Origin of the sequence: Spongiivirga sp. MCCC 1A20706, from assembly GCF_046524175.1 — a bacterium.
In the GTDB taxonomy this organism is placed as follows: Bacteria; Bacteroidota; Bacteroidia; order Flavobacteriales; family Flavobacteriaceae; genus Spongiivirga.
This window is the reverse complement of the sequence record NZ_JBEFZF010000001.1, coordinates 385,561-407,511: the sequence shown is the minus strand read 5'-3', so window position 1 is coordinate 407,511 and position 21,951 is coordinate 385,561. Positions and strand designations below refer to the sequence as shown.

At 34.3% G+C, this 21,951-nt stretch carries 19 protein-coding genes; 8 read left to right on the top strand and 11 right to left on the bottom strand.

Features of this window, described 5'->3' with window-relative positions; translation table 11 throughout:
- Window positions 1–118: 118 nt before the first annotated feature.
- The 6 genes from ABN763_RS01845 (at window position 119) to ABN763_RS01820 (ending at window position 6,424) form a co-directional block, all read left to right on the top strand.
- Window positions 119–787 (top strand): TetR/AcrR family transcriptional regulator, encoded by a 669-nt coding sequence (locus tag ABN763_RS01845; RefSeq protein ID WP_410483704.1) that lies wholly within the window; start codon window positions 119–121, stop codon window positions 785–787.
- A 41-nt stretch (window positions 788–828) separates the two neighbouring features.
- Entirely contained in the window at window positions 829–1,122 is a 294-nt protein-coding gene (locus ABN763_RS01840; RefSeq protein ID WP_410483703.1) for a hypothetical protein, read from the top strand.
- A gap of 78 nt (window positions 1,123–1,200) precedes the next feature.
- Window positions 1,201–2,859 (top strand): peptidase domain-containing ABC transporter, encoded by a 1,659-nt coding sequence (locus ABN763_RS01835; protein ID WP_410483702.1) that lies wholly within the window; start codon window positions 1,201–1,203, stop codon window positions 2,857–2,859.
- 1 nt (window position 2,860) lies between these two features.
- Window positions 2,861–4,216: an HlyD family secretion protein gene (locus tag ABN763_RS01830; protein WP_410483701.1), complete on the top strand. Its 1,356-nt coding sequence runs from the start codon at window positions 2,861–2,863 to the stop codon at window positions 4,214–4,216.
- Window positions 4,213–5,622, top strand: a complete 1,410-nt coding sequence (locus ABN763_RS01825; RefSeq protein ID WP_410483700.1) for a TolC family protein — start codon at window positions 4,213–4,215, stop codon at window positions 5,620–5,622. The genes ABN763_RS01830 and ABN763_RS01825 overlap by 4 nt, the downstream gene beginning before the upstream one ends.
- Before the next feature lie 58 nt (window positions 5,623–5,680).
- On the top strand, window positions 5,681–6,424 hold the full coding sequence (locus tag ABN763_RS01820; RefSeq protein ID WP_410483699.1) for a tyrosine-protein phosphatase: 744 nt from the start codon (window positions 5,681–5,683) through the stop codon (window positions 6,422–6,424).
- Here the strand turns inward: ABN763_RS01820 and ABN763_RS01815 are convergent.
- The 4 genes from ABN763_RS01815 to ABN763_RS01800 are packed head-to-tail and all read right to left on the bottom strand — an operon-like array spanning window position 6,417 to window position 12,739.
- Complete coding sequence (locus tag ABN763_RS01815; RefSeq protein ID WP_410483698.1) at window positions 6,417–8,828, bottom strand: GumC family protein; 2,412 nt, start codon at window positions 8,826–8,828, stop codon at window positions 6,417–6,419. The two genes, ABN763_RS01820 and ABN763_RS01815, sit on opposite strands and share 8 nt — an antisense overlap.
- A 10-nt stretch (window positions 8,829–8,838) precedes the next feature.
- Complete coding sequence (locus ABN763_RS01810) at window positions 8,839–9,618, bottom strand: polysaccharide biosynthesis/export family protein (RefSeq protein ID WP_410483697.1); 780 nt, start codon at window positions 9,616–9,618, stop codon at window positions 8,839–8,841.
- A gap of 54 nt (window positions 9,619–9,672) precedes the next feature.
- The gene (locus ABN763_RS01805) at window positions 9,673–11,601 is read right to left on the bottom strand and encodes an SDR family NAD(P)-dependent oxidoreductase (protein WP_410483696.1); all 1,929 of its coding nucleotides are present in this window, start codon (window positions 11,599–11,601) and stop codon (window positions 9,673–9,675) included.
- On the bottom strand, window positions 11,594–12,739 hold the full coding sequence (locus tag ABN763_RS01800; RefSeq protein WP_410483695.1) for a DegT/DnrJ/EryC1/StrS family aminotransferase: 1,146 nt from the start codon (window positions 12,737–12,739) through the stop codon (window positions 11,594–11,596). The genes ABN763_RS01805 and ABN763_RS01800 overlap by 8 nt, the downstream gene beginning before the upstream one ends.
- Before the next feature lie 418 nt (window positions 12,740–13,157).
- Between ABN763_RS01800 and ABN763_RS01795 the strand changes: the two genes are divergently transcribed.
- Window positions 13,158–14,507 (top strand): MBOAT family O-acyltransferase, encoded by a 1,350-nt coding sequence (locus ABN763_RS01795; protein ID WP_410483694.1) that lies wholly within the window; start codon window positions 13,158–13,160, stop codon window positions 14,505–14,507.
- Window positions 14,508–14,510: 3 nt separating this feature from the next.
- The gene (locus tag ABN763_RS01790) at window positions 14,511–15,458 is read left to right on the top strand and encodes a hypothetical protein (protein ID WP_410483693.1); all 948 of its coding nucleotides are present in this window, start codon (window positions 14,511–14,513) and stop codon (window positions 15,456–15,458) included.
- Here the strand turns inward: ABN763_RS01790 and ABN763_RS01785 are convergent.
- The 7 genes from ABN763_RS01785 to ABN763_RS01755 are packed head-to-tail and all read right to left on the bottom strand — an operon-like array spanning window position 15,452 to window position 21,757.
- On the bottom strand, window positions 15,452–16,123 hold the full coding sequence (locus tag ABN763_RS01785; protein WP_410483692.1) for an acetyltransferase: 672 nt from the start codon (window positions 16,121–16,123) through the stop codon (window positions 15,452–15,454). The two genes, ABN763_RS01790 and ABN763_RS01785, sit on opposite strands and share 7 nt — an antisense overlap.
- Before the next feature lie 34 nt (window positions 16,124–16,157).
- Entirely contained in the window at window positions 16,158–16,814 is a 657-nt protein-coding gene (locus tag ABN763_RS01780) for an HAD family hydrolase (protein WP_410483691.1), read from the bottom strand.
- Window positions 16,795–17,766 carry an ATP-grasp domain-containing protein gene (locus ABN763_RS01775; protein ID WP_410483690.1) on the bottom strand — a complete coding sequence of 324 codons (972 nt, stop codon included), beginning with the start codon at window positions 17,764–17,766 and terminating at the stop codon, window positions 16,795–16,797. Before ABN763_RS01775 ends, ABN763_RS01780 begins: the two co-directional genes overlap by 20 nt.
- 21 nt (window positions 17,767–17,787) lie before the next feature.
- Entirely contained in the window at window positions 17,788–18,885 is a 1,098-nt protein-coding gene (locus tag ABN763_RS01770; RefSeq protein ID WP_410483689.1) for a GNAT family N-acetyltransferase, read from the bottom strand.
- A 20-nt stretch (window positions 18,886–18,905) separates the two neighbouring features.
- The gene (locus ABN763_RS01765; RefSeq protein WP_410483688.1) at window positions 18,906–19,154 is read right to left on the bottom strand and encodes an acyl carrier protein; all 249 of its coding nucleotides are present in this window, start codon (window positions 19,152–19,154) and stop codon (window positions 18,906–18,908) included.
- A complete protein-coding gene (locus ABN763_RS01760) occupies window positions 19,151–20,662 on the bottom strand; it encodes an AMP-binding protein (RefSeq protein ID WP_410483687.1) in 1,512 nt (503 codons plus the stop codon). Before ABN763_RS01760 ends, ABN763_RS01765 begins: the two co-directional genes overlap by 4 nt.
- Before the next feature lie 9 nt (window positions 20,663–20,671).
- Window positions 20,672–21,757 carry a hypothetical protein gene (locus ABN763_RS01755; protein ID WP_410483686.1) on the bottom strand — a complete coding sequence of 362 codons (1,086 nt, stop codon included), beginning with the start codon at window positions 21,755–21,757 and terminating at the stop codon, window positions 20,672–20,674.
- Between the last annotated feature and the right edge of the window lie 194 nt (window positions 21,758–21,951).

Sequence of the window (21,951 nt, the reverse complement as noted above, 5' to 3'; positions counted from 1 at the left end):
TTCTGAGTTTTTATTCAATAAAACTCGTTCAGATTGATTGGGATTTTTTTGTGTATAAATCATAAATAATAGTTAAACTATCATATATTAATAGTATTACTATTAAATTTGCGAGTGTATGAAAAGTTTAGCAATTAATATTACCATCAATCCAGAGCTGTATAGCAAGAATCCCGAATCATCTGAATTAGGAAAAAAAATTATCCAGCATAGCATCGTAATGATTAATGAATTGGGTTTTGAATCATTTACATTTCGGAAGCTAGGTATTGCTATTGGTTCCAACGAGAGCTCCATTTATCGTTATTTCGATAGTAAGCACGCACTACTCGTATATCTCATTAATTGGTATTGGTGCTGGATAGAGTATACACTTGTTTTTATTAATGCGAACATCACCGACCCTAATGAGCGACTTGAAAATGCCATTAAATTGCTTACTGAGGATGTAAAAGAAGACAACTCCGTAACCTTTATTAATGAGGTATTGCTGCATAAAATAATTATAGCAGAGTCATTTAAGGCATATCATACAAAAGATGTTGATGCTGAAAATGAAAAAGGTTTTTACAAAACATATAAGAAAGTAGTGAAGCGCATTAGTGACATTGTTTTGGAAATCAATTCTGATTTTGAGTTTCCACATATGCTCATTTCAACTGTTATTGAAGGTGCTCATCATCAACGTTTTTTTTCAAAGCATTTACCCTCGCTTACTGATTTTGAAGAAGGAAAAAACAATATTGTTCGATTCTATACAAATCTTGTCAAAAGCGCAATTAGCTAATGTTTTTCCAGCGTGATAACATATCGTCTTTATTGAAAAATATGGTCATAACAGTGGTTTTCTTGGCCGCACTTTTACAGCCGATTACTCAAACATTGGCAATTTTTTGTGAAGAGCATCTAGAATTGATCGAAGTTGATCAGGCTGAAGATTCTGATAATCCAGAGGAAAAAGAAGAGTCTGCAAAAGATAAAAAACTGAAATATCATCATGCTCAATTTTACGCAAATGCAGCTACCGTGGTCGACACATCATCAAATTATCCCACATCTGTTAGTTACGAAGGGATTCTTATTGAAATCCCTATACCACCACCAGATTCCACGGTGCTATAACTTCAACCGATTTTATTTAAAGTTCATTGATTCATCGTCAAATGAATCCTTTTTTAATGTTATATAATATAACCAATTATGGAAAAAATTCTGTCGCCATGGCAGCGCTTTATAGGTTTGCTTCAGCTAGATAAAAAAGATATCAAACAGATATTTTTCTATGCTGTTTTCACGGGTTTAGTAGCCTTATCACTACCATTGGGTATACAAGCCATTATTAATTTAATCCAAGGAGCACAAATTTCAACTTCATGGATTGTACTTGTAGTTCTAGTAACCTTGGGAGTTGCTTTTCAAGGTGGACTTCAGCTAATGCAAATTCGAATATTAGAGAATATACAACAAAAGATTTTTACCCGATCATCATTTGAGTTTGCTTATCGTTTTCCCAAAATAAAGACTAGCGAGTTACGAAATTATTACCCGCCAGAATTGGCAAATAGGTTCTTTGATACGCTTACCGTACAAAAAGGATTATCAAAAATTTTAATTGATTTCCCAGCAGCAGTGCTTCAGATTATTTTTGGAATTGCCCTTTTGTCGTTCTATCATCCGTTTTTTATTATCTACGGGTTATTACTGGTACTTTTAATATACTTTGTTTTCAAGTTTACCGCTAAAAAAGGATTAATTACCAGTTTAGAGGAATCAAAAAATAAGTATAAGGTAGCACATTGGATTCAGGAAATTGCGCGCGCTTTAATAAGTTTTAAACTTTCCGGTAACACGCAATTGGCAATGAAGCGAAATGATGCACTGACGACGGAGTATCTTGAATCTAGAGAAAATCACTTCAAAATTCTTATTCTTCAGTTCATTCAGATGGTTGGTTTCAAAATTTTGGTAACCGGTGGTTTATTAATTATTGGTGGATTATTGGTGCTTAATCAGCAAATGAACATAGGGCAATTTGTAGCCGCCGAAATTATCATTCTATTAGTCATCGCTTCAGTTGAAAAACTGATATCGGGCTTAGAAACTTTTTACGATGTACTTACCTCACTAGAAAAAATTGGACAAGTAGTCGATAAAGAGATCGAAGCGCAAGAGGGAATTGATCCTTTTGCCGGTAATCAGTCTTTAAAAATAGAATTAGATGCAGTCGAGTATAAAACTCCTAATGGTAAAATCATTCTTGAAGACATCAATCTTTCAATCAAAGAAAATGATCGCTTACTGCTTGATGGGGCTGCAGGTTCCGGTAAAACTACACTCTTAAAATTACTGTCTGGGTTGATCGAGCCGACATTGGGAACCATATACGTCAATGATTCTTCTTTAAAAGGAGTGTTTCCAAATCGCTATCGCAACAAAGTGGGGCAACTCCTACCTGAACAACAACCTTTTGAGGGCACTATTTTAGAAAATATAACCTTTGGAGATCCGTCCATCCCCTTAGAAAGAGTAAATGAAGTTTTGAACAATCTAGGTTTGTTACCATTTATAAAGCAGCAGGAAAACGGTCTTCAATCAATGCTATATCCTGAAGGGCAGCAAATACCTTTTACAGTTTCTAAAAGAATTGTTTTAGCCAGAGCAATTGTGCACCAGCCGCAGTTATTGCTACTAAAAGATCCTCTGGAGCATTTTGAGGCAAGCGAGGCTGAACGTATTATTAACTATTTAATAGATGACAAGCAACCATGGGCTCTAGTGGTTTCATCTAGAAATGATTTGTGGAAAAAAGTAACCAAGAATACCATCCGATTAGAGGATAAAACTATTAAAGAATCATAAGATGCTAAATATTTCAAATAATCAGTTGAATAAAAAGGTAACTCTTAAGGGATATAAGGCACATGAAAAGGCCTTTAAAAACCAGCATTTTAAAATGTTTAACAGGTTTCTGTACACTTTTGCGGGTATTGCGATCATCATTTTGTTCCTACCCTGGACACAAAATGTAACCGGTAATGGCTATGTGACCACCTTAACACCCGATCAAAGACCACAGACCATTCAATCACCCATACCAGGTCGAATTGAAAAATGGTATGTAAAAGAAGGAGATTTTGTACAAAAAGGAGATACCATTTTGTATATATCAGAAATTAAAAATGAGTATCAAGATCCGCAGTTAGTGGAGCGCACTAATCAGCAGCGAGATGCAAAAAGTCGGTCGGTTACTTCGTATCAAGAAAAAGTGAAGGCCCTAAAAAATCAAATGCAAGCACTCACTAAAGAACGCATTTTAAAACGTACACAAGCCGAAAATAAGCTAAGACAAGCAAGGTTTAAAGTAGAAAGTGATAGTATTGATCTAATTGCCGCTAAAACAAATCTAACTATTGCGCAACGACAGTTTGATCGTACTACTACCCTACAAGCGGAAGGCTTAAAAGCTGTAACTGATGTAGAAGCCAAACGGTTAAAACTGCAAGAGACGCAGGCCAAGTTAATATCTCAGGAAAATAAGTTACTTGCTAGTAAAAATGAAGTTATTAACGCTCAACTTGAGATCAACCGTATTGATGCTAGCTATGCTGATAAGATTGCAAAATCTCGAAGTGATCGATTCACAGCAGAATCAAATCAATTTGAAGCAGAGGCACAAGTAACCAAGTTAGAAAATCAGACAGCTAATTACAAAATACGCAATGAGTTGTATTACATAACTGCACCGCAAAACGGTTATATTAACAAAGCCATAAAAGGTGGTATCGGAGAAACTTTCAAAGAAGGTGAACAGTTGGTAGGCATTATGCCATCAAACTATGATTTGGCGGTTGAAACTTATGTAAGTCCGATCGACTTACCATTGATGCACTTAGGCGAATCCGTTAGAATTCAGTTTGATGGCTGGCCTGCTATATTTTTTAGTGGGTGGCCCAATGCATCATTCGGTACATATGCAGGAAAAGTAGTTGCCATTGAAACTTTCATTAGCGAAAATGGAAAATTCCGAATTCTCATAGCTCCAGATAAGGAGGAAACAGAGTGGCCGGAAAATGTGCGAGTGGGCTCCGGTGCATATACCATTGCACTCTTGGAAGATGTTCCTATATGGTATGAATTATGGAGGCAACTTAACGGTTTTCCGCCTAACTACTATACTCCAGAAAAAGCAGATACTAAAAACGACGAAAAAAAATGAGAAAACATTTTAGTTGTTTATTAATTGTAAGCTTGATATTTTGTTGTAGTACCATTAGTGGTCAAACAGACAGTATCCCTTCAAATATTCTAAGTTTTGAAGAGTATTTGGCTTATGTGAAGAAGCACCATCCCCTTATAAAGCAGGCAAATCTGACACTGAATATAGGAGAAGCCAATCTGCTTAGAGCAAGGGGTGGCTTTGATCCTAAAATTGAAGTAGACTATGATCGAAAGAAGTTCAAGCAAATTGAATATTATGATCAGCTGAACACTACTTTTAAAATACCCACGTGGTACGGTATTGAGTTTAAAGCTAATTTTGAGGAAAATTCAGGACAATTTTTAAATCCAAATCTTTCGGTACCTGATGATGGTCTTTATAGTGCTGGTGTTTCATTTTCCTTAGCTCGAGGTTTTTTGATTAACGAACGGATGGCCGATTTAAAAAAGGCTAAATTCTTTAGAGAACAGACACAAGCGGATAGAAATTTGTTAGTGAACAATATAATTTTTGAAGCTAGTAAGGCCTATTTTAAATGGATAGAGGCTTATAATGAAGAGCAAATTTTTATCAGTTTCTTAGAGAATGCGTCAATTCGTTTAGAAGCGGTAGAAAAAAGTGTAGAGGCTGGTGATAAACCGCAGATTGATATTACAGAAGCAAGAATAGCCTTTCAGAACAGAAAGTTAAGTCTAGAAGCTGCTACTTTAAAAAGAAGAAAAGCTACCCTTGAAGCAAGTAATTTTTTATGGATCAATGACGTCCCATTAGAAATTGAAGAAAATGTCGTACCAAATCTCCCTACCGAGGTAATAGTAAGGAACGCTTTATTCCTTGAAGGAATTACTGATACCACCGCTTTACAGCAAAACCATCCTAAACTACTAAGTTTAGATGCAAAAATAAAGGGGCTTAAAGTAGAGCGCTCACTAAAAAGAAATAAACTACTGCCGAGAATTGACCTGCAGTATAACTTCTTGACGGAACAATACGATCAGCTTAATTCACTAAATACGGCAAACTATAAAAGTGCTGTAAATATTAGTTTTCCAATATTTTTGAGAAAAGAACGAGGGAATCTAAAACTTGCGAATTACAAGTTACAAGATGCACGCTTCGAACGAATGTCCGAATCCTTAAAAATCCAAAATAAAATATCGGCGGTAAATACAGAAATTAGATCATTAAATGAGCAAAATGGTTTAATTGATCTTATTGTTGAAGATTATGAAAGATTGGTAAAAGCCGAAGAGCGGAAGTTTTTCTTGGGTGAAAGCTCCTTATTTCTAATAAACTCTCGAGAACAGAAATTAATTGATTCTAAACTTAAAGCCAACAGCCTGAGTGTAAAATTGTTAAATGCAAATACCTTATTATATAATTCTTTAGGTTTGGTTAACTAATGTAGGAGACATTCTTATAAACAGATGTTTCGTAATTTTACGCTTTAAATTTCAGCCCTTGATCTTCTTTAAAAAGAAAACCACCAAGTTATCAGACCTAATTCCAAAGGGATATGTTGACATGCATTCTCATTTATTGCCAGGTATTGACGATGGATCTAAAACGATCTACCAAACTACAAAACTGGTTAAAATGCTTAACGAAATTGGAGTGGAGCATTTTATAACCACTCCGCATATTATGGATGATGTTTGGCCCAATACTACTGATAAGATCAATAACAAACTGATAGAAACAGCTAACCTTTTAAAAACATTCAAAATAAACTTTAGTTCATTCTCTGCAGCGGCAGAGTATATGATTGACGACTTATTTTTAAAGCGATTGAATAGCAAAGATTTATTAACACTTGGCGATGACTATTTGCTAGTTGAGATGTCAACGTTTAATCCCCCCATTAACATTCTAGAGATTATTTTTGAAGTAAAGGTAGCAGGATATAAGCCCATTTTGGCGCATCCAGAACGATATGGATATTATTACAATAAATACGGAGCATTTAAGGAATTAAAAAAAGCCGGATGTTTTTTTCAATTGAACCTACTATCACTTACAGACTATTATGGTAGTCAAGTTCAGGACATCGCGTATAAGTTATTGTCAGATAATTTAGTTGATTTTACGGGAACAGATGCCCATAATGAAAGGCATATTACCAAACTAAGTGACTTTATACCGAATAAAGAAATTGATCAACTAGAAAAGTGCTTAAAAGCAAATGATGTTTTTCTCACTAACTAGCTTTTTTAAACCAGCTAAGCGGATTCAAACTAAATTTTTTCTTTCCACCGTTCGCTTCAGTACCGTAATAACCGCTCCCATAACTTCCATAATACCCAGTGCGACGATCTACCGCATTTAGAAGAACTGCCATATTTGGCAATCTTTTTTCACGATACATCGTTTCGATGTTATTCAACATTTTCACATCGGTAAAATCTGCACGTACGATATATATTGTAAGATCCGATAGTGGGGCAATTAACATTGTATCAGTGACCAAACTAACCGGAGCTGAATCAACAACAATGTAATCGTAATTATCCTTTAAATACTCAAAGAGTCTATTAACTTTATCCTGCATGAGTAATTCAGCAGGGTTTGGAGGTATTGCCCCAGAAGAAATCACATCAAACCAATCATTCTCCTCATATTTCAGGATTACATCTTCAGGTTTAACTGCTGGCTTTGTAATATAATTAGATAATCCATTGACGAGATCCTTTTCTGGTATATTAATAAACTCATGAAGTTTAGGGTTACGCATATCCGTACCCACCAAAACTACTTTTTTACCGGTCATAGCCAAGGTCGAAGCCACATTCACAGAGACCAACGTTTTACCTTCCCCTGATATGCTAGAAGTAACAAAAATTGTTTTGCCTTTTTCTTTTGTGCCAGCAAGAAGAAAGTCGAGGTTCGTCCTTAGTATTCTGAACGATTCAGCAAACCCGGATCTGTCTTTTTTGGAGATCAATACTTTATCGCGCCTTCTCATTCTTGGTATATCGCCAACTAAAGGTGCACTTAATTTACCTTCAATGTCATCTTTACTATGAATCTTACTATCTAATAGGCCCTTTATATAAATAACCCCAAAAGGGATCACTAACCCCATTAGAAAAGCACCAGCAAATATCATCTTTCTATTCGGTGATACTAACGATGCAAATTGTCCTACCGCAGGATCAATAACTTTTGAGTTTGGTTTTGTAACGGCTAACGAAATAGCTGCCTCTTCTCTTTTTTGTAACAGAAACAAATAAATTTGCTCCTTAGTTTCCAATCTTCTTGTGATATCTCTTAATTCTCTTTCTTGCCCTGGAACCGAAGTTAACTTGGAATCAAGAACAGCGTTTTGATCTCTTAAGGTAGACAGTTGTATTGAAATAGACTGCGAAATGGTATTTAAACTTTGCTTAAGATTAGACTTTAAATTCTCCAGCTGTTGCGTCAAATTAATCACAGTAGGGTTTCGTAAAGTTGATGATTCTAAAAGTGATTTTCTTTGCGCTGCTAAAATATTGTAGTTGGTCACACTTTGCGCTACCGATGGAAAAGTACCTCCTAAACTTGTTGATAAGGCTTCATAATTTTGACCTTGTGTGTTAACGGACTGAATCATGAAATTGATTAGTCGTTGTTGGGTGGTCAATTCTTTTATTTGAGTCTCGTTTGCAGTATCTGCCGATAGGAAAACCCCCACTTCAGAGTCAATATCTGTTAATTGATTTGACGATTTAAAAAACACCGCATCTTTATCAGCTTGTGAGAGATCTTTATAAACCACATCAAGCCTATCATTAATAAACTTAATGGTGTTCACAGAAACCTGATTCTTATCAGCAACATATGCCTTATTATAGTAATCTATCAGGGTGTTGACAACATCTGCCCCCTTTTCACCTACTGTATCGGATAACGATATACTAATTACGTTGGCATTTGTTTTGTTTTGAACCACACTAAGGTTATTTCTATAAATTCTTGAAACATCAGAAACTGGCGATAATTTAACCATTATTACGCTACCCACGTATCTTCCCATTTGTTTCACATTGGGTGTAATTATGATATCGCTAAAACCTAACTCGACACTTTCTCCAAATGAGTATGTACCTAATACATCTTCATTCTCATTTTTTAAAGTGAACGTTGATGGCGACTTAATTTCAACAATGAACTTTGCTGAAGATCGATACACAATGGAATCGTTGGCCAAGAAATTAACCGTAAAAAGTGAAGAATTATAGTTCTCTTTATAAGCAATTCTTCCTAATGAAAAATATTGAACATTAATTTTTAAATCTTTTACCACATTTTCCATCAATGTGCGTGATTTAAATCTTACTATTTCGCTTTCAATTTTGTTTTGACTATTCGAGACAACTCCAAGTTCTCCTAAAGCGGCAAGGTCCGGCCCCCCGCTATCCTTTTCATCAACAATCATTACGGTTGCGTTCACTAAATACAAAGGAACAGCATACCTTAAATACAGAAACGCTCCTAAAAGGAACGTCACCATGGCTATAACAAACCAGTACCAATACCTTGTATAGTTTGAAATTTCCTTTTTAATGTCGAATCCGCTTTTTTGAAAATTTACAACATCATCATTTCTAGGTGATTCTTGAAAAGGATCCATTTTACCGCAATTAATTGTTTAACGTAGTGATCAGTGTAGCAGTTGCAATACCAAGACCTGCAAGCGATACAATAACAGCAAACAAGTTAGGATTTGAACCTGCAGTCCTTACTTCAGCAATATTTGGTTCAACGTATATCACGTCATTTTGCCTTAAGTAATAAGCCGGAGAATTAAATATTTCCTTTGAAGTAATATCGATTCTAAAAAATTCTTTTACCCCATTTACATCTCTAATCACCAAAATATTATTTCTTTTCCCTCGAATTGTTAGATCTCCAGCCAATCCTAACGCTTCTACAATTGTCAGTCTTTCATTTGGAATTGTAAAACTACCTGGAGCCGAAACCGCACCTGTAACCGTTATCTTAAAATTTGAAATTCTGATATCAACCGTTGGGTTTTTAAGATACACTTTAAGCTTTTCGGTTAACAATTCAGCAGCTTCTGTTCTTGAAAGTCCAGCTACCTTAACCTTTCCAACCACTGGGAATGTAATATTACCTTCACTATCTATAAGATATCCTGTGGTAACCCCGTTTTCTTGTTCTTCACCAGGGGAAATACGATTGAAAGGCCTAGATGATTCCGGATTTTCAGTTGTAACAACAATATTCAATATATCATCAACTTGATATTTAGGAACAAAATCTGTTACTGCTACTAACTTCTCGTTACTTGATGCTCCTTGAAAATAAATTACATCTTTAGGAGAGACACAGGAATTTAGTAATCCACATAAAACCACAAAATAAAGAGGTATGTTTAGCTTTGATAATAGTTTATTCATTATTAATTATTTAGATAACTACACTAGGTTTAAAGTTAATAAAACTTCCAATCCTCAACTATCTTGAGTAAGCATTTTTGGAACTTTTGAACTTACTTGCTTGTCCAATTTTTCAAAGGTAGAATTATTAGAAACAAATTCCGGTACTATTTTTTTAATCGCTAGAACCACTTTCTCATCTTCTTCCAACAAATCCATCAAACAAAGCTCCTCTATCCTATTGGTCAACTCAGCGCAATTATCATTATTAAACATTCCTATCATGATCTTAGGATGATGGGTAGGCCTGGTATTTTCGTCGTTTGCCAGTAATTCTTCATAAAGCTTTTCCCCCGGTCTTAAGCCAGTAATTTCAATATTAATATCTTCCGGATACTTCAGGCCGGAAAGATGAATCATCTTCTTGGCTAAATCAAATATCTTTACGGATTCACCCATATCAAAGATAAAAATCTCCCCTCCACTACCCATTGTACCGGCTTCAATTACCAATTGAGAAGCCTCGGGAATCGTCATGAAATACCGCGTCACTTCTTGATGCGTAACTGTTAGGGGGCCACCTTTATCAATTTGCTTCTTGAAAAGTGGAATTACCGAACCATTTGAACCCAAAACATTACCGAAACGGGTAGTAATAAACTTCGTATTAGATGTTCGTTGCAAGCATTTAATGTACATTTCTGCCACTCGTTTTGTTGCGCCCATTACGTTTGTTGGGTTTACAGCTTTATCAGTGGATACAAAAACAAATTTATTAACGCTGTACTTTGCAGAAAGGTCAGCTATATATCGTGTCCCTATAATATTTATCTTAACCGCTTCAGAAGGGTTTGCTTCCATTAAAGGCACATGTTTATACGCTGCCGCATGGAACACCATTTTTGGTTTATATTTTTTGAAAATAGTCTCCATACGCTGGTAATTTCTTACATCAGCAACTATGGGAACAAAGTTGTTTATACCTTTTCTAAGCAACTCTTGTTGTAAATCGTATAAAGGAGATTCTGCCTGATCTACCATCACCAAAGTTTCACAAGGGTACGCTGCAATCTGCCTGCTGATTTCACTACCAATAGACCCTGCTGCCCCTGTAATCATCACCACCTTTCCATCAACTTCTTTAGAAATTTCAGGGTTATCAAGTTTAATAGGTGTTCTTTCTAAAAGGTCTTCTATTTGTATTTGTTTGATTTGAGAAGCATTTAGATCTCCATTAATCCAGTCTTTGACAGGAGGTACGATCTTTACTTGCACATTAATATCAACGGCTTTATCAGTGAGTTTTTTAAGTTGAGTACTACTGATATTTTGAATGGAAATTATAATTTCATTAACCTGATGCTTCTCTATGAACTCTTTGGTAATTGCTTGTTTTGAAAAAACAGTAACCCCATTTATTCTTTTTCCTACTTTCTTATTATTATCGTCTACAAATCCAACTACAGAAACTTCTCTGGTGGTATCGTTGATCAGAGCGCCATATGTAATGAGTCCAGAGTCGCCGGCTCCATAAATCAATACCCTTGAAGAACTTTCTAATCGGAAAATAACGTACTTATATGAAACTTTGAAGACTAATCTACTTACCGTTAAAGCGATAATATTTAACAAGTAATGAATAAATATTACTGAAACTGGGATATTTAACACATTCGAAAAACCAAAGGTGCGGTTTAAAATAATAAAACCACTGCAAAACATAATTAAAATGCTGACTGCCTCGAATAAATTGTAAGCATCTCTAAGTCCCGTGTGTCTAACTACTCCTTTATAAGAACCTACTATTAAAAAACTGATCAAAGAAAAAAGCAAAACAACAGGAAGTTGCAGTAAAAAACTTTCGTAATTAAAGGAGAAAGTCAAGCCGCTTTGCACACCGTACGCCAATAGGAATGTAATAGCAACAATGATAAGATCAATTACCAGCACTAACCATTTAGACGCATAATTCTGTCCTTTTTTAGCAAGAATATCTCTAAACATTTAATACGCTTTTAATTATAGAAACAACTTTTTCCAAGTCTTGCGCATCTAAATTACTTCCACTTGGCAAGCATAAACCCCTTAAAAACAGATCCTCTGAAACACCATTAGTATAACTAGGCGCATTGTTAAATACAGGTTGCAAGTGCATCGGTTTCCATAGCGGTCTTGATTCAATATTCTCTGCTAGTAAAGCAAGTCGAATTTGTTCTCTTAATTCGTATGATGATGTAAGTATTGCTGATAACCACCGATTCGAGAAATATCCGTCCGGTTCATCAATAAATTCTATTTCATCATAACCTTTTAAATTACGAACATAAAAATCGTAATTCGCCCTTCTGGCTTCAACACGGTTATCCAAAACCTGTATTTGTCCTCGACCTATTCCGGCAATTACATTACTCATTCTATAATTATATCCGACTTCCGAATGCTGGTAGTGTATAGCATTATCTCTAGCTTGCGTAGATAAGTAAACGGCTCTTTCTTTTAACGCTTCTGATTTAGTTAATAAAGCACCTCCACCAGATGTAGTTATAATCTTATTCCCGTTAAAGGATAATATTGCAATATCACCAAAAGTACCACAGTTAATACCTTGAAATAAGCTACCTAAGGACTCTGCACTATCCTCAAGAACGGGAATATCGTATTTCTTGGCAATAGTGTGAATTTTATCAACTTGGTAAGGCATTCCATACAAATGAACCGCAATGATAGCCTTAGGTTTTATACCATTACTCATTCTATCCTTAATAGCAATTTCAAGCTGTTCAGGGTCCATATTTCCAGTCAACCGTTCGCTATCAACAAAAATGGGGGTTGCCCCCTGATAAGCAATTGGGTTTGCAGAAGCCGAAAAGGTCATACTTTGGCATACAACTTCATCACCTGACGTTACGCCTAATAAAATTAACCCCAAATGTATTGCCGATGTTCCAGAAACCAAGGCTGCTGCATGAATACCCTCACCTAAATATGCTTCAATATCCTTTTCAAAACCGTTGACGTTGGGTCCAAGAGGGGCAACCCAATTGGTGTCAAAGGCATCATTAACAAAGTTTCTTTCATTACCGCTCATATGCGGTGATGAAAGCCAAATTTTTGCATTGGTTTTTGTATTGGTAATTGCCATGTTGTTTACAAGATGAAGTTTTCTAACGACCCTCCAATAACAAATATTGTCATATTTTTTCGGTTGTCATTCTTAAAACAATTTTAATCGTTAAAACCCTACCGTAGTTCGATAAGCGGAGTATTAATTTTTAAGTAAAATCAATTATTTAAGCGAAAAAAAATAATGAATAAATACAGCCCCGTATTATTCGTCAAAAAACAAAATAAACTGGTTACTTTACCTCTTCAACAAATTATTTGGAATATTGAATTAATTTGAACGATATTTCCGCTAATTAAAACCAAAAATGACTTTCTGCTAGATTTACCTGTATATGCTATTCAATTCGATAGACTATTTCCTTTTTTTACCCTTCGTTTTTATAATTTACTGGTATTTACTTAAAACTCGAATCAAATCACAGAACCTGTTCCTATTGATTTCAAGTTATATTTTTTATGGCTGGTGGGATTGGCGTTTTCTTTTTTTAATTATTGGAAGTACCATCGTGGATTTTCTTGTCGGATTACAAATCAATAAACATGAGAATCAAACAAAAAGAAAAATATGGCTATGGGTCAGCATTGTGTTCAACGTTGGCCTTCTTGGGTTTTTTAAGTATTATGATTTCTTCGCAGATAGCTGGGTAAATGCGGTTGAAACTTTGGGTTATACGATAAAAAGTAATTGGACCCTGAATGTTATCTTACCAGTTGGAATATCTTTCTATACATTTCAGACCATGTCATATTCCTTAGATATCTATTTTAAGAGATTGCAACCAACTAAGGATTTTTTACCATTTGCGACATTTGTTGCCTTTTTTCCCCAACTTGTAGCAGGACCAATAGAACGTGCCTCCAACCTACTGTCACAAATACAGACAAAAAAAACCTTCGATACTAACCAGTTTACAAATGGAGTAAAACTTATTCTTTGGGGATTATTCAAGAAAATAGTAATTGCAGACTCTCTTGCCCCAATAGTTGACGATATATTTGCAAATTATGGAACGTATCCTTCTTCAACATTAATTCTTGGAGTTACCTTATTTAGTTTTCAGGTTTACGGTGATTTTAGCGGTTATTCTGACATTGCAATTGGCACGGCCAAACTATTTGGTATCGAACTAATGTCAAATTTTAAATTCCCAATATTTTCTAGAAACGTTGCTGAATACTGGCAACGATGGCATATTTCTTTAAGCACTTGGTTCAGACATTACCTTTACATACCCCTTGGGGGCTCGAGAGTAGGAAAGGCAAAAGCGGTAAGAAATATCATCATAATTTTTTTGGTAAGTGGTTTTTGGCATGGTGCCAATTGGACTTTTATTTTATGGGGTGCTTTCCATGCGATAGCATTTATCCCTGTCTTTTTGATGGGGAGGAACACTATTTATAAAGAAAGTGTAGTGGCACAACATAATATACTACCATCCTTAAAAGAGGTTATACAAATTTTGTTGACTTTCATAATTGTTACGTTCTCTCGAATTTTTTTCAGATCAGAATCGGTTGAGGACTCTTTCAAGTATATTAAACAGATTTTCTCTGATTTTAGTTGGGACACCTATTCACATCCTCTGGGGTATAGAATGATTGATTATTTTGTATTAATTGCCGTATTTATTATTTATGAATATTTGATAAGAAAAGACGAAAGATCACCTTTTAAGTTTAAACATAAAGTAGTTCGTTTTATCGCATATGCGTTGGTAGTGTTCGCGATGTTGTTGTTCTATGATGATAAAGTTGATAGGTCTTTTATTTATTTTCAATTCTAAGCGATGAAAAAAATACTTTTTAAAAGCCTTGTATATTTTACTTTACTCATCTTGTTATTAGAGGGTTTGGTAAGGATTTTTCATTTACACAAGTCCTACCCTTATCGCTATATTGATCAAGAAGAAGTTGAAAAGTGGAAACCCCTACAATCTGGTTATCAGGTAACAGGAAACAGAAGGCAAAATTATGTTAAATACAACATCAATAAGCAAGGTTTTAATTCATATAGGACGTTTAGTCCCACTATCGATAAAACAGAAATAGCCATAGTTGGAGACTCATTTATCGAAGGATTTCACCAAAATTATGATAACTCTATTGGGAAAAAAGTGGAAACTCAACTCAACGGAATATCAGTATACGAATATGGATATGCAGGCTATGATTTTGCAGATCAATTACATCTTATTTACAAATACAAATCTCAATTTGATCTTATTGATATGGTTATTCTCGGGATTAAATTTGATAATGACTTTACAAGAGAAAAGTATGCTATTAATACTGATAGAATAGCTATGGAATCACCCACCGTGCGTCTTATTCAAAAAAGCAAACTTATTGTTTATCTTCAAAATATCGGTGTTTTAGATCAGCTTAGAACCAAACTTGCACAAATTTTAACTGTTGGAAAAAAAGAGGAACAGACGGTTATCCAGAAATCTGAAAAAGACATCATAATTCAATCCAACCTAGAAAATTTTGAGAAACTTGCCAACGAATACAATTTTGATAAAAACAAGTTTATACTAATGCTTGAGTCCGATATTAGCCCGAAAATTTTCATTGATTACTTAAAAAAGAATGAATACAAATTTATCGACCTTTCACCAGGTTTTAACAACTCATCAAAGCCAACAACTTTGATTTATGATAGGCATTGGAATGATCACGGTCGTACAATTGTAGCGAACGAAATAGTAAAGGAAATCCAAAAAAGATTTTATTGATTTTTATCTAGATATTTCTCGCCAATTTTTCTATTACGAACAACTTTTGCAGGTGTGCCTAAAGCAAGTTTGTTTGATGCAATATGATTGACAACGGTAGACCCTGCCCCAATTACCGTATGATCTCCAATTGAAATATTTTGAATAACGTTAACGCCTATTGAAATATTTGAATATTTTCCAATACGTACTGACCCACCAATAGTAACACCTGGCGCAAGACTAGAAAAATCATCCATTATGGCATCATGTCCAAGACTAGATTTTGTATTTATAATACAAAAATTTCCAACGGTAGCGCTCACGTTAATTATTCCGGCAGTCAGGACAACTGTACCTTGACCGATAGTACTTTTTGGGCTCAAAATAGCAGATGGGTGTATGACGTTTATAAACTCAAAATTGGGCGCTATTTTTTTTATTCTTTCAACCATTTGAAATCTAACCCAATTATCCCCAATAGCCACTACTCCTTTGGTAACTCCTTTTTTAACAAGTTCAGGTAATATCGATTCGTCTCCTAGGATCTTATATGAATAAAATGGTTTTCCAGGCTCTTTAAATGAATCTATTAAACCATGAATACCATAATTGCTGTTTTGTTCAATGGCATCACAAATGGTTCGCGCATGTCCAGAAGCGCCAATAATAACTATTTCATCCATAATTTAGTTAATTTGAATACTCATTTGTAGTCAATTAATCAATTAGTAGGTCAGCATAAGATTTAATCATAAAATCTGGAATATGTTCTAGATCAAAATATAAGTGATTTGTTTTATGAATGTTTAGACCATTATCAAGTAATGCCAGGGTTTTCCAGCCCAGTTGTTTAGCCGTAACAAAGTCTTTTTTAAAATTATCCCCAATATACCAATATTGAGAAGCTTTAAAATGATTTTGAATTGCATGATAATTGGATATTGATGGCTTTTCACTCCCTATTTCCTCAGAAATCACAATTTTATCAAAATGGCTTAAAAGCCCAAGAGATTTTAGTTTGTTCATTTGGGTGACTACCCTACCGTCAGTAATAAGTCCTAGTTTGCCATTACGAGCCTTAATCTCTTCAATCACCTTTGCAACTCGGTAGAATGGTTTTATCGAAGGTTTATGATTTCTGTAAACCTCCAACAGCTGTTTTTTTGACTTATGGTAGTTTTCTACTAAATATTTAAAGACATCTTGATTGTCTCTATACATTGAAAACATTTTTGCATATAGTTGTAGGCCATCATCAGGATCAACTTGGTAGGCTATTTCTTCAAAAGCAGATTTCAGGTACTCTATTTCATTATATAAAGTATCGTCTAAATCGAAAACTATTACAGTATCCTTATTGATCTTTATAGTCATGCACTAAAATTTCATTATCATAACGTAGCATTAATAAGTTATCCTCCCAAACATCGAAATTTTCTTCAATTTCTTTACCAAAAAGGTACTCTTCAATAATCCATTTTATATAGTTCGCCCCAGATAGATAGGTAAGCGGAAAACCTCCACCAAATCTTGGATTTACTTCTATCCCAACAATTCTTCCATTTTCTTTGTGCTTAAAAAACTGTGCGGTAAGACACCCTCTTGCTCCTTCAACATGCCCCAGATGTTTTTGGAGGTATGGAATGAGCTCATTACGCTCAGTTTTTCCTTTATTCACTTCCCCATCTCTCACTTCTATTCTCTTTCTAGGAACGACACAACACAGTTTGTTGGCGCTATTATAATACAAATCACAAGTGTATTCTTCATAAAAATCATGATCCAGATATTCTAAGAACATTAATTTATCATTTGATAAATGATACGGGGTGATATCTTCTTCTTTTTTAATGATAAACGTATCAACGCTTCGGCTTCCGTCAAATGGTTTTATAAAAAAGGGAAGTTCATATGCGTCTTTGCGATATTCTTTTGCAATTTCTACTCCTTTTTCTTTCAAAAAATCATGAATCAGTCTTTTGTCACGACAACGTTTAACAAAATCCAATGAAGAAATTACCGGTTTAATCCCATAATCCAAAAATACCTTTTCATTAGTAGCTAACAGCTCCAATTCTGTATCAATAGTAGGAATAATGAGTGTAATTTTACTATCCAAACAAATGTCCAAAAGCCTTGAAAAATAGTCCGATTCATTCACTCTAGGAACTGCAAAACATGCATCGGCAACTTCACAAGCAGCAGAAAGTTTAGGATTAGTGTCAACAGCAAATACTTTACCTTTCGGGTACACTTTCGTCAGTTCTTTTTTTATCATGTTTACTAAAGAGACTCTTTTACCGACTGAAGTAACAAGTATATTCATTATTACGTGTTGTTTTACTTTTTATTCGTTAGCCCTATAAGCAGGAAAATAAGTATTTACTATCCTGTGTTCAAGCTGGGCATCATTGAGATCATTACCATCCGATATTAGCGAACGATATACTTTTTCATTAATTACTTTTCTTCCGGTATAGTACAAAACATCTTGATCTTTTGGGTAAAAAGACTTTTTATAGGCATACAAACCATCCTTATTTTCTCTTCCACCACCTAAAACATAATATTTTTTTCCAATACTATGCCCCCATTTCATTGTACTATACTTTAAAAAATCGTTTGGACGTAATCCAAAATACTCTGATTCTGTGCCACCTAAGTATGAATAAATGGAACGTTCTGACAATAACATTATTTCTGTACTAATGGGTGTATTTTCTTTGTAAACAAATGCTATTGCACAGTTTTTAGGGTTTTCCTTAGCTAGCAACTCAAACTTCTTGAAAAATGATTCACTGAAAAAATATTTTTCATCAGCAAGATTGCGTTCCATCGTTCTAATATATATAGATCTACAGGTTGATAATATCTCAGGATTTATATCACCATAAAATATTTCAAATCTCAAATCATTTTTAAGGGCTCTTCGCACGTTATTTCGTACTTTCTGCTTAAAGTTTTCCCATATATCATCAATTGGACGTAGTTTCCCCCTAACATTAACTAAAGAAGGATCTAGGTAACCTGTATAACAACGATAGTTATAATCTAAATTAAATCGTACGAACTCTGTAATTACATCATTATCTATATACCAATTATCAACTTCCTTCCAGAAAAAATCTAAGCTTTCGTTATCAATATCAGGATCATACATTGGTCCACTATATCCATAAGGAGATGTAGCATCTTTGTATACCGATTTTGTACCCTCTATGTAAACAGGCCTTAGGTATACAGGCATTAAAACAACGGGGACGTTGGACCTATTTAAAACAAAACAATGAAGTGTGTGATCGTCTTCTTTAGTTTTTCTAATAAATTGAAGACTGTTAAATGGATTTCTAAACTTAAATTCAGATACTATTTCTTGATAACGAAGTTCATCTTTACCTGTTTCAATTTTTAAAACATTAAGGGATAAGTCTGATTTTATCTTCATGATTGCAGTACAAATGAATCTTAATTCTCTGAAATTTCTTTTTCAATGGTATCTAATAAATCTCCAACATTGTCCATATCCATTAAATCCATCAAATCAAATTCTATTTTAAATGTTTTTTCAATCTCTGAAATTATCATAATGTGGGTTACAGAATCCCAACCATCAACATCAGCTGCTGTCGTCTCTCTAGAAAGGGAAAAATTAGTATGTTCTAAAACAGCTTCAAAAACTTTAGTTACACTACTTATTAGGGTTTCTTGACTCATTGTTTGTTTTGATTATAATATGATTCTCTTACTTTTTCGCGATCAATCTTACCATTTAGGTTGAGAGGAAAATCAGATATCTTAAACGCTTTTGTTGGAACCATATAGTCAGGTACTTTTGTTTTTAGGTAATCAATAACTGGATTAAAATCCAGCTTATCATTGGTAGTTACCAAAGCTAGTTCAGCGTTGTTTAATGCATTCAATATATCGATAACAAGAATGTCGGGTGAATTACTTATAGCCTTGGCATGATATTCTATTTCAGATAATTCCACTCGATAACCTCTTATTTTTACTTGAAAATCAATCCGACCAACATACATATAATTCCCGTCATCGCTTTGATAACAAATATCACCACTTTTATAATACCTTTTGACAACACCGTTGACATTTTTATCGAAAAATGAACTACTGTTTTTTTTAGGATTGTTCAGGTAGCCTTTGGTTAACTGTTCACCCGCAATACAAAGTTCTCCATGTTCATTTATTCCCAATTCCTGACCATTTTCATCAACAATCAAATAATCCAAATGAGGCCATGGTTTTCCAATGGATAAAATACCTTGGAATTTTTTCACACTGCTTTGATCGTATGCATAATAACTACTGCAAACGGTTGTCTCTGTGGGGCCATAATGATTCAGTATCTTAGCATTTGGAATACTCTTCATCCAATCTAGTACTATGTCCTCAAACAGTTTGCCACCACCAAAAATACAATATCGAACACTTGGAGCATGTATTTTCTTAAAATATGGTTTTAAATAATAAATGATAGAAGGTACCATTTTTAATACCGTAAGTTCGTATTGAGCAATAAGCTTTAGTATCTTGAAATACTTCATACTATTGGGAGGAACTGTGTAAATACAAGCTCCTACAAAAAGCCCTGGCAAAAATGCCGTTAAGGAAGCATCAAATGTAAGATCGTACATCTGAAGGCACCGATCCTTTTTATTCAATTTGAAAATAGCATCACTATTAATGGCAGAAAACAAAGCATTCAAATTTCCAAATGTTATCGGAATTCCTTTGGGCTTACCTGTACTACCACTGGTGTAAATAATATATGCAATTGCTTTTTCATCGAAGGTGATAGCTCCGAAAAGATGTTGATTTGACATCGATGAAAAACCTCTTGTTGATATCTCATTGTAACCATCCTGATAACTCAACTGTTCGTTGGACGAGTTAAAAATGTTGCGGATATCTATATCGGCTAGAATTTCTTGGTTTCTTTTTTTGGGATGGTTCGGATTTATGGGTATATAAGCCTTTCCCTCAAACCAAAGGGCGAAAATTGTTGCGTATGTTTCTAAATCATTATTCGTTATAAGACCAAAATGACATTCATCTTTTAATGATTTCTCTCTTAAAAGTGCTCTAATCACATTAATCGTTCTCATCAAATCACCATAAGTGTAGAATACATCATTAATGCAAAATGCTTCCACACTCTCGTTTTCTTTAAAGGAATTAAAAAGATGATTTAAAAAATTCATTTGATGAGTCTATGCAAATTGGCCATCATGATCACGGATCGTAAGTGCGTTAATATTAAGATCATTATGGACTAAAGAAACAATATTTTTTTCTCTACTAAATATTTTATGATATCGCTTTTTTATTTCTTGTCCTAAAAAGTCATTTTCTGTTTGTAAAACAATAGAATTTGATTTAATAAAGTTCTCCATTAAAGCATCCACACAAATACTTCTAAAATCATTATCAAAAACAAAATAGCGGACAATGAACTCGCTGCCATTAATGTAATATGATAAAAATCCAACAACAGTACCTTTTACTAAAATACTCAAACTTGTATTACCTATTTTATTTGATATACTACCAACAAGGCAAATATGCTTTTGGCTGTTACTCTCTATATTTTCATACTGAGTATTGTCAATTTGCCAATTAACGTATTCCATAGTTTTTGGCACAATATCATCTATAGTATGCTGCTTTAAAAACTCCCATGTTTCATTATCTAATTCCTCTAAATATTGATAAGTGTACACGCCTTTTTTCTTACTAGCAATTCGTTTATTTAGTATTTGAATCGTCTTGAAGGAAAGTTTTTCAAAAAACTTCAGTATTGGTTTTAAGAAGTGTAGCGTTGGCTTTTTTAATAAAATAAGATTCGCATCTAAACTAAAAACTATGAAAAAGCGCCTTCGTGATCCCACTTTTGTAAATGGTTGTTTTTCGTAGAAAGCTTCAACCTCTTCTCCCAGATAACGAACAATGATTTGGTTATTAATTGCCTTCAAAGATTTTTTTCGAGTATACGTTGGCAAAATTGTGTCTTTATGCTTGTCGATCACCCACCATCTTAAACTCCAATATATTTTTCTCAATCCGTTTTCTGTTCGGATTATATCTGGAATCATAAAAATAAACGATACTAAAATCTGGCCTTCTAAACCAAGAATGGCACATACATCGTTGTCATCTATTCGGTCATTGCGCAGAAGCCACGCCGCTTTACTTTTTGAAAAAGGGATATATTTCGACTCCTGCCAATAGGTATTTTCTGCCAATGCTTTTTTGATGTCATTTTTGGTAACCGCTACCAGTTTCAATTTTTCCTTCATATCAATAACCTAATGAAATCTTCCTAAAAAAACATCGACATAAACATTCACACTTTAACAGCGGACGAACTTACCATAACATTTTTTAATAAAAACCATCAACTCTTTAAAAACCTCATAATATTCGTTATATGCGATATTTATTTACGAATTAAAAATTAATATTTAGCCCTCACCAAAAAATATTCAGATAC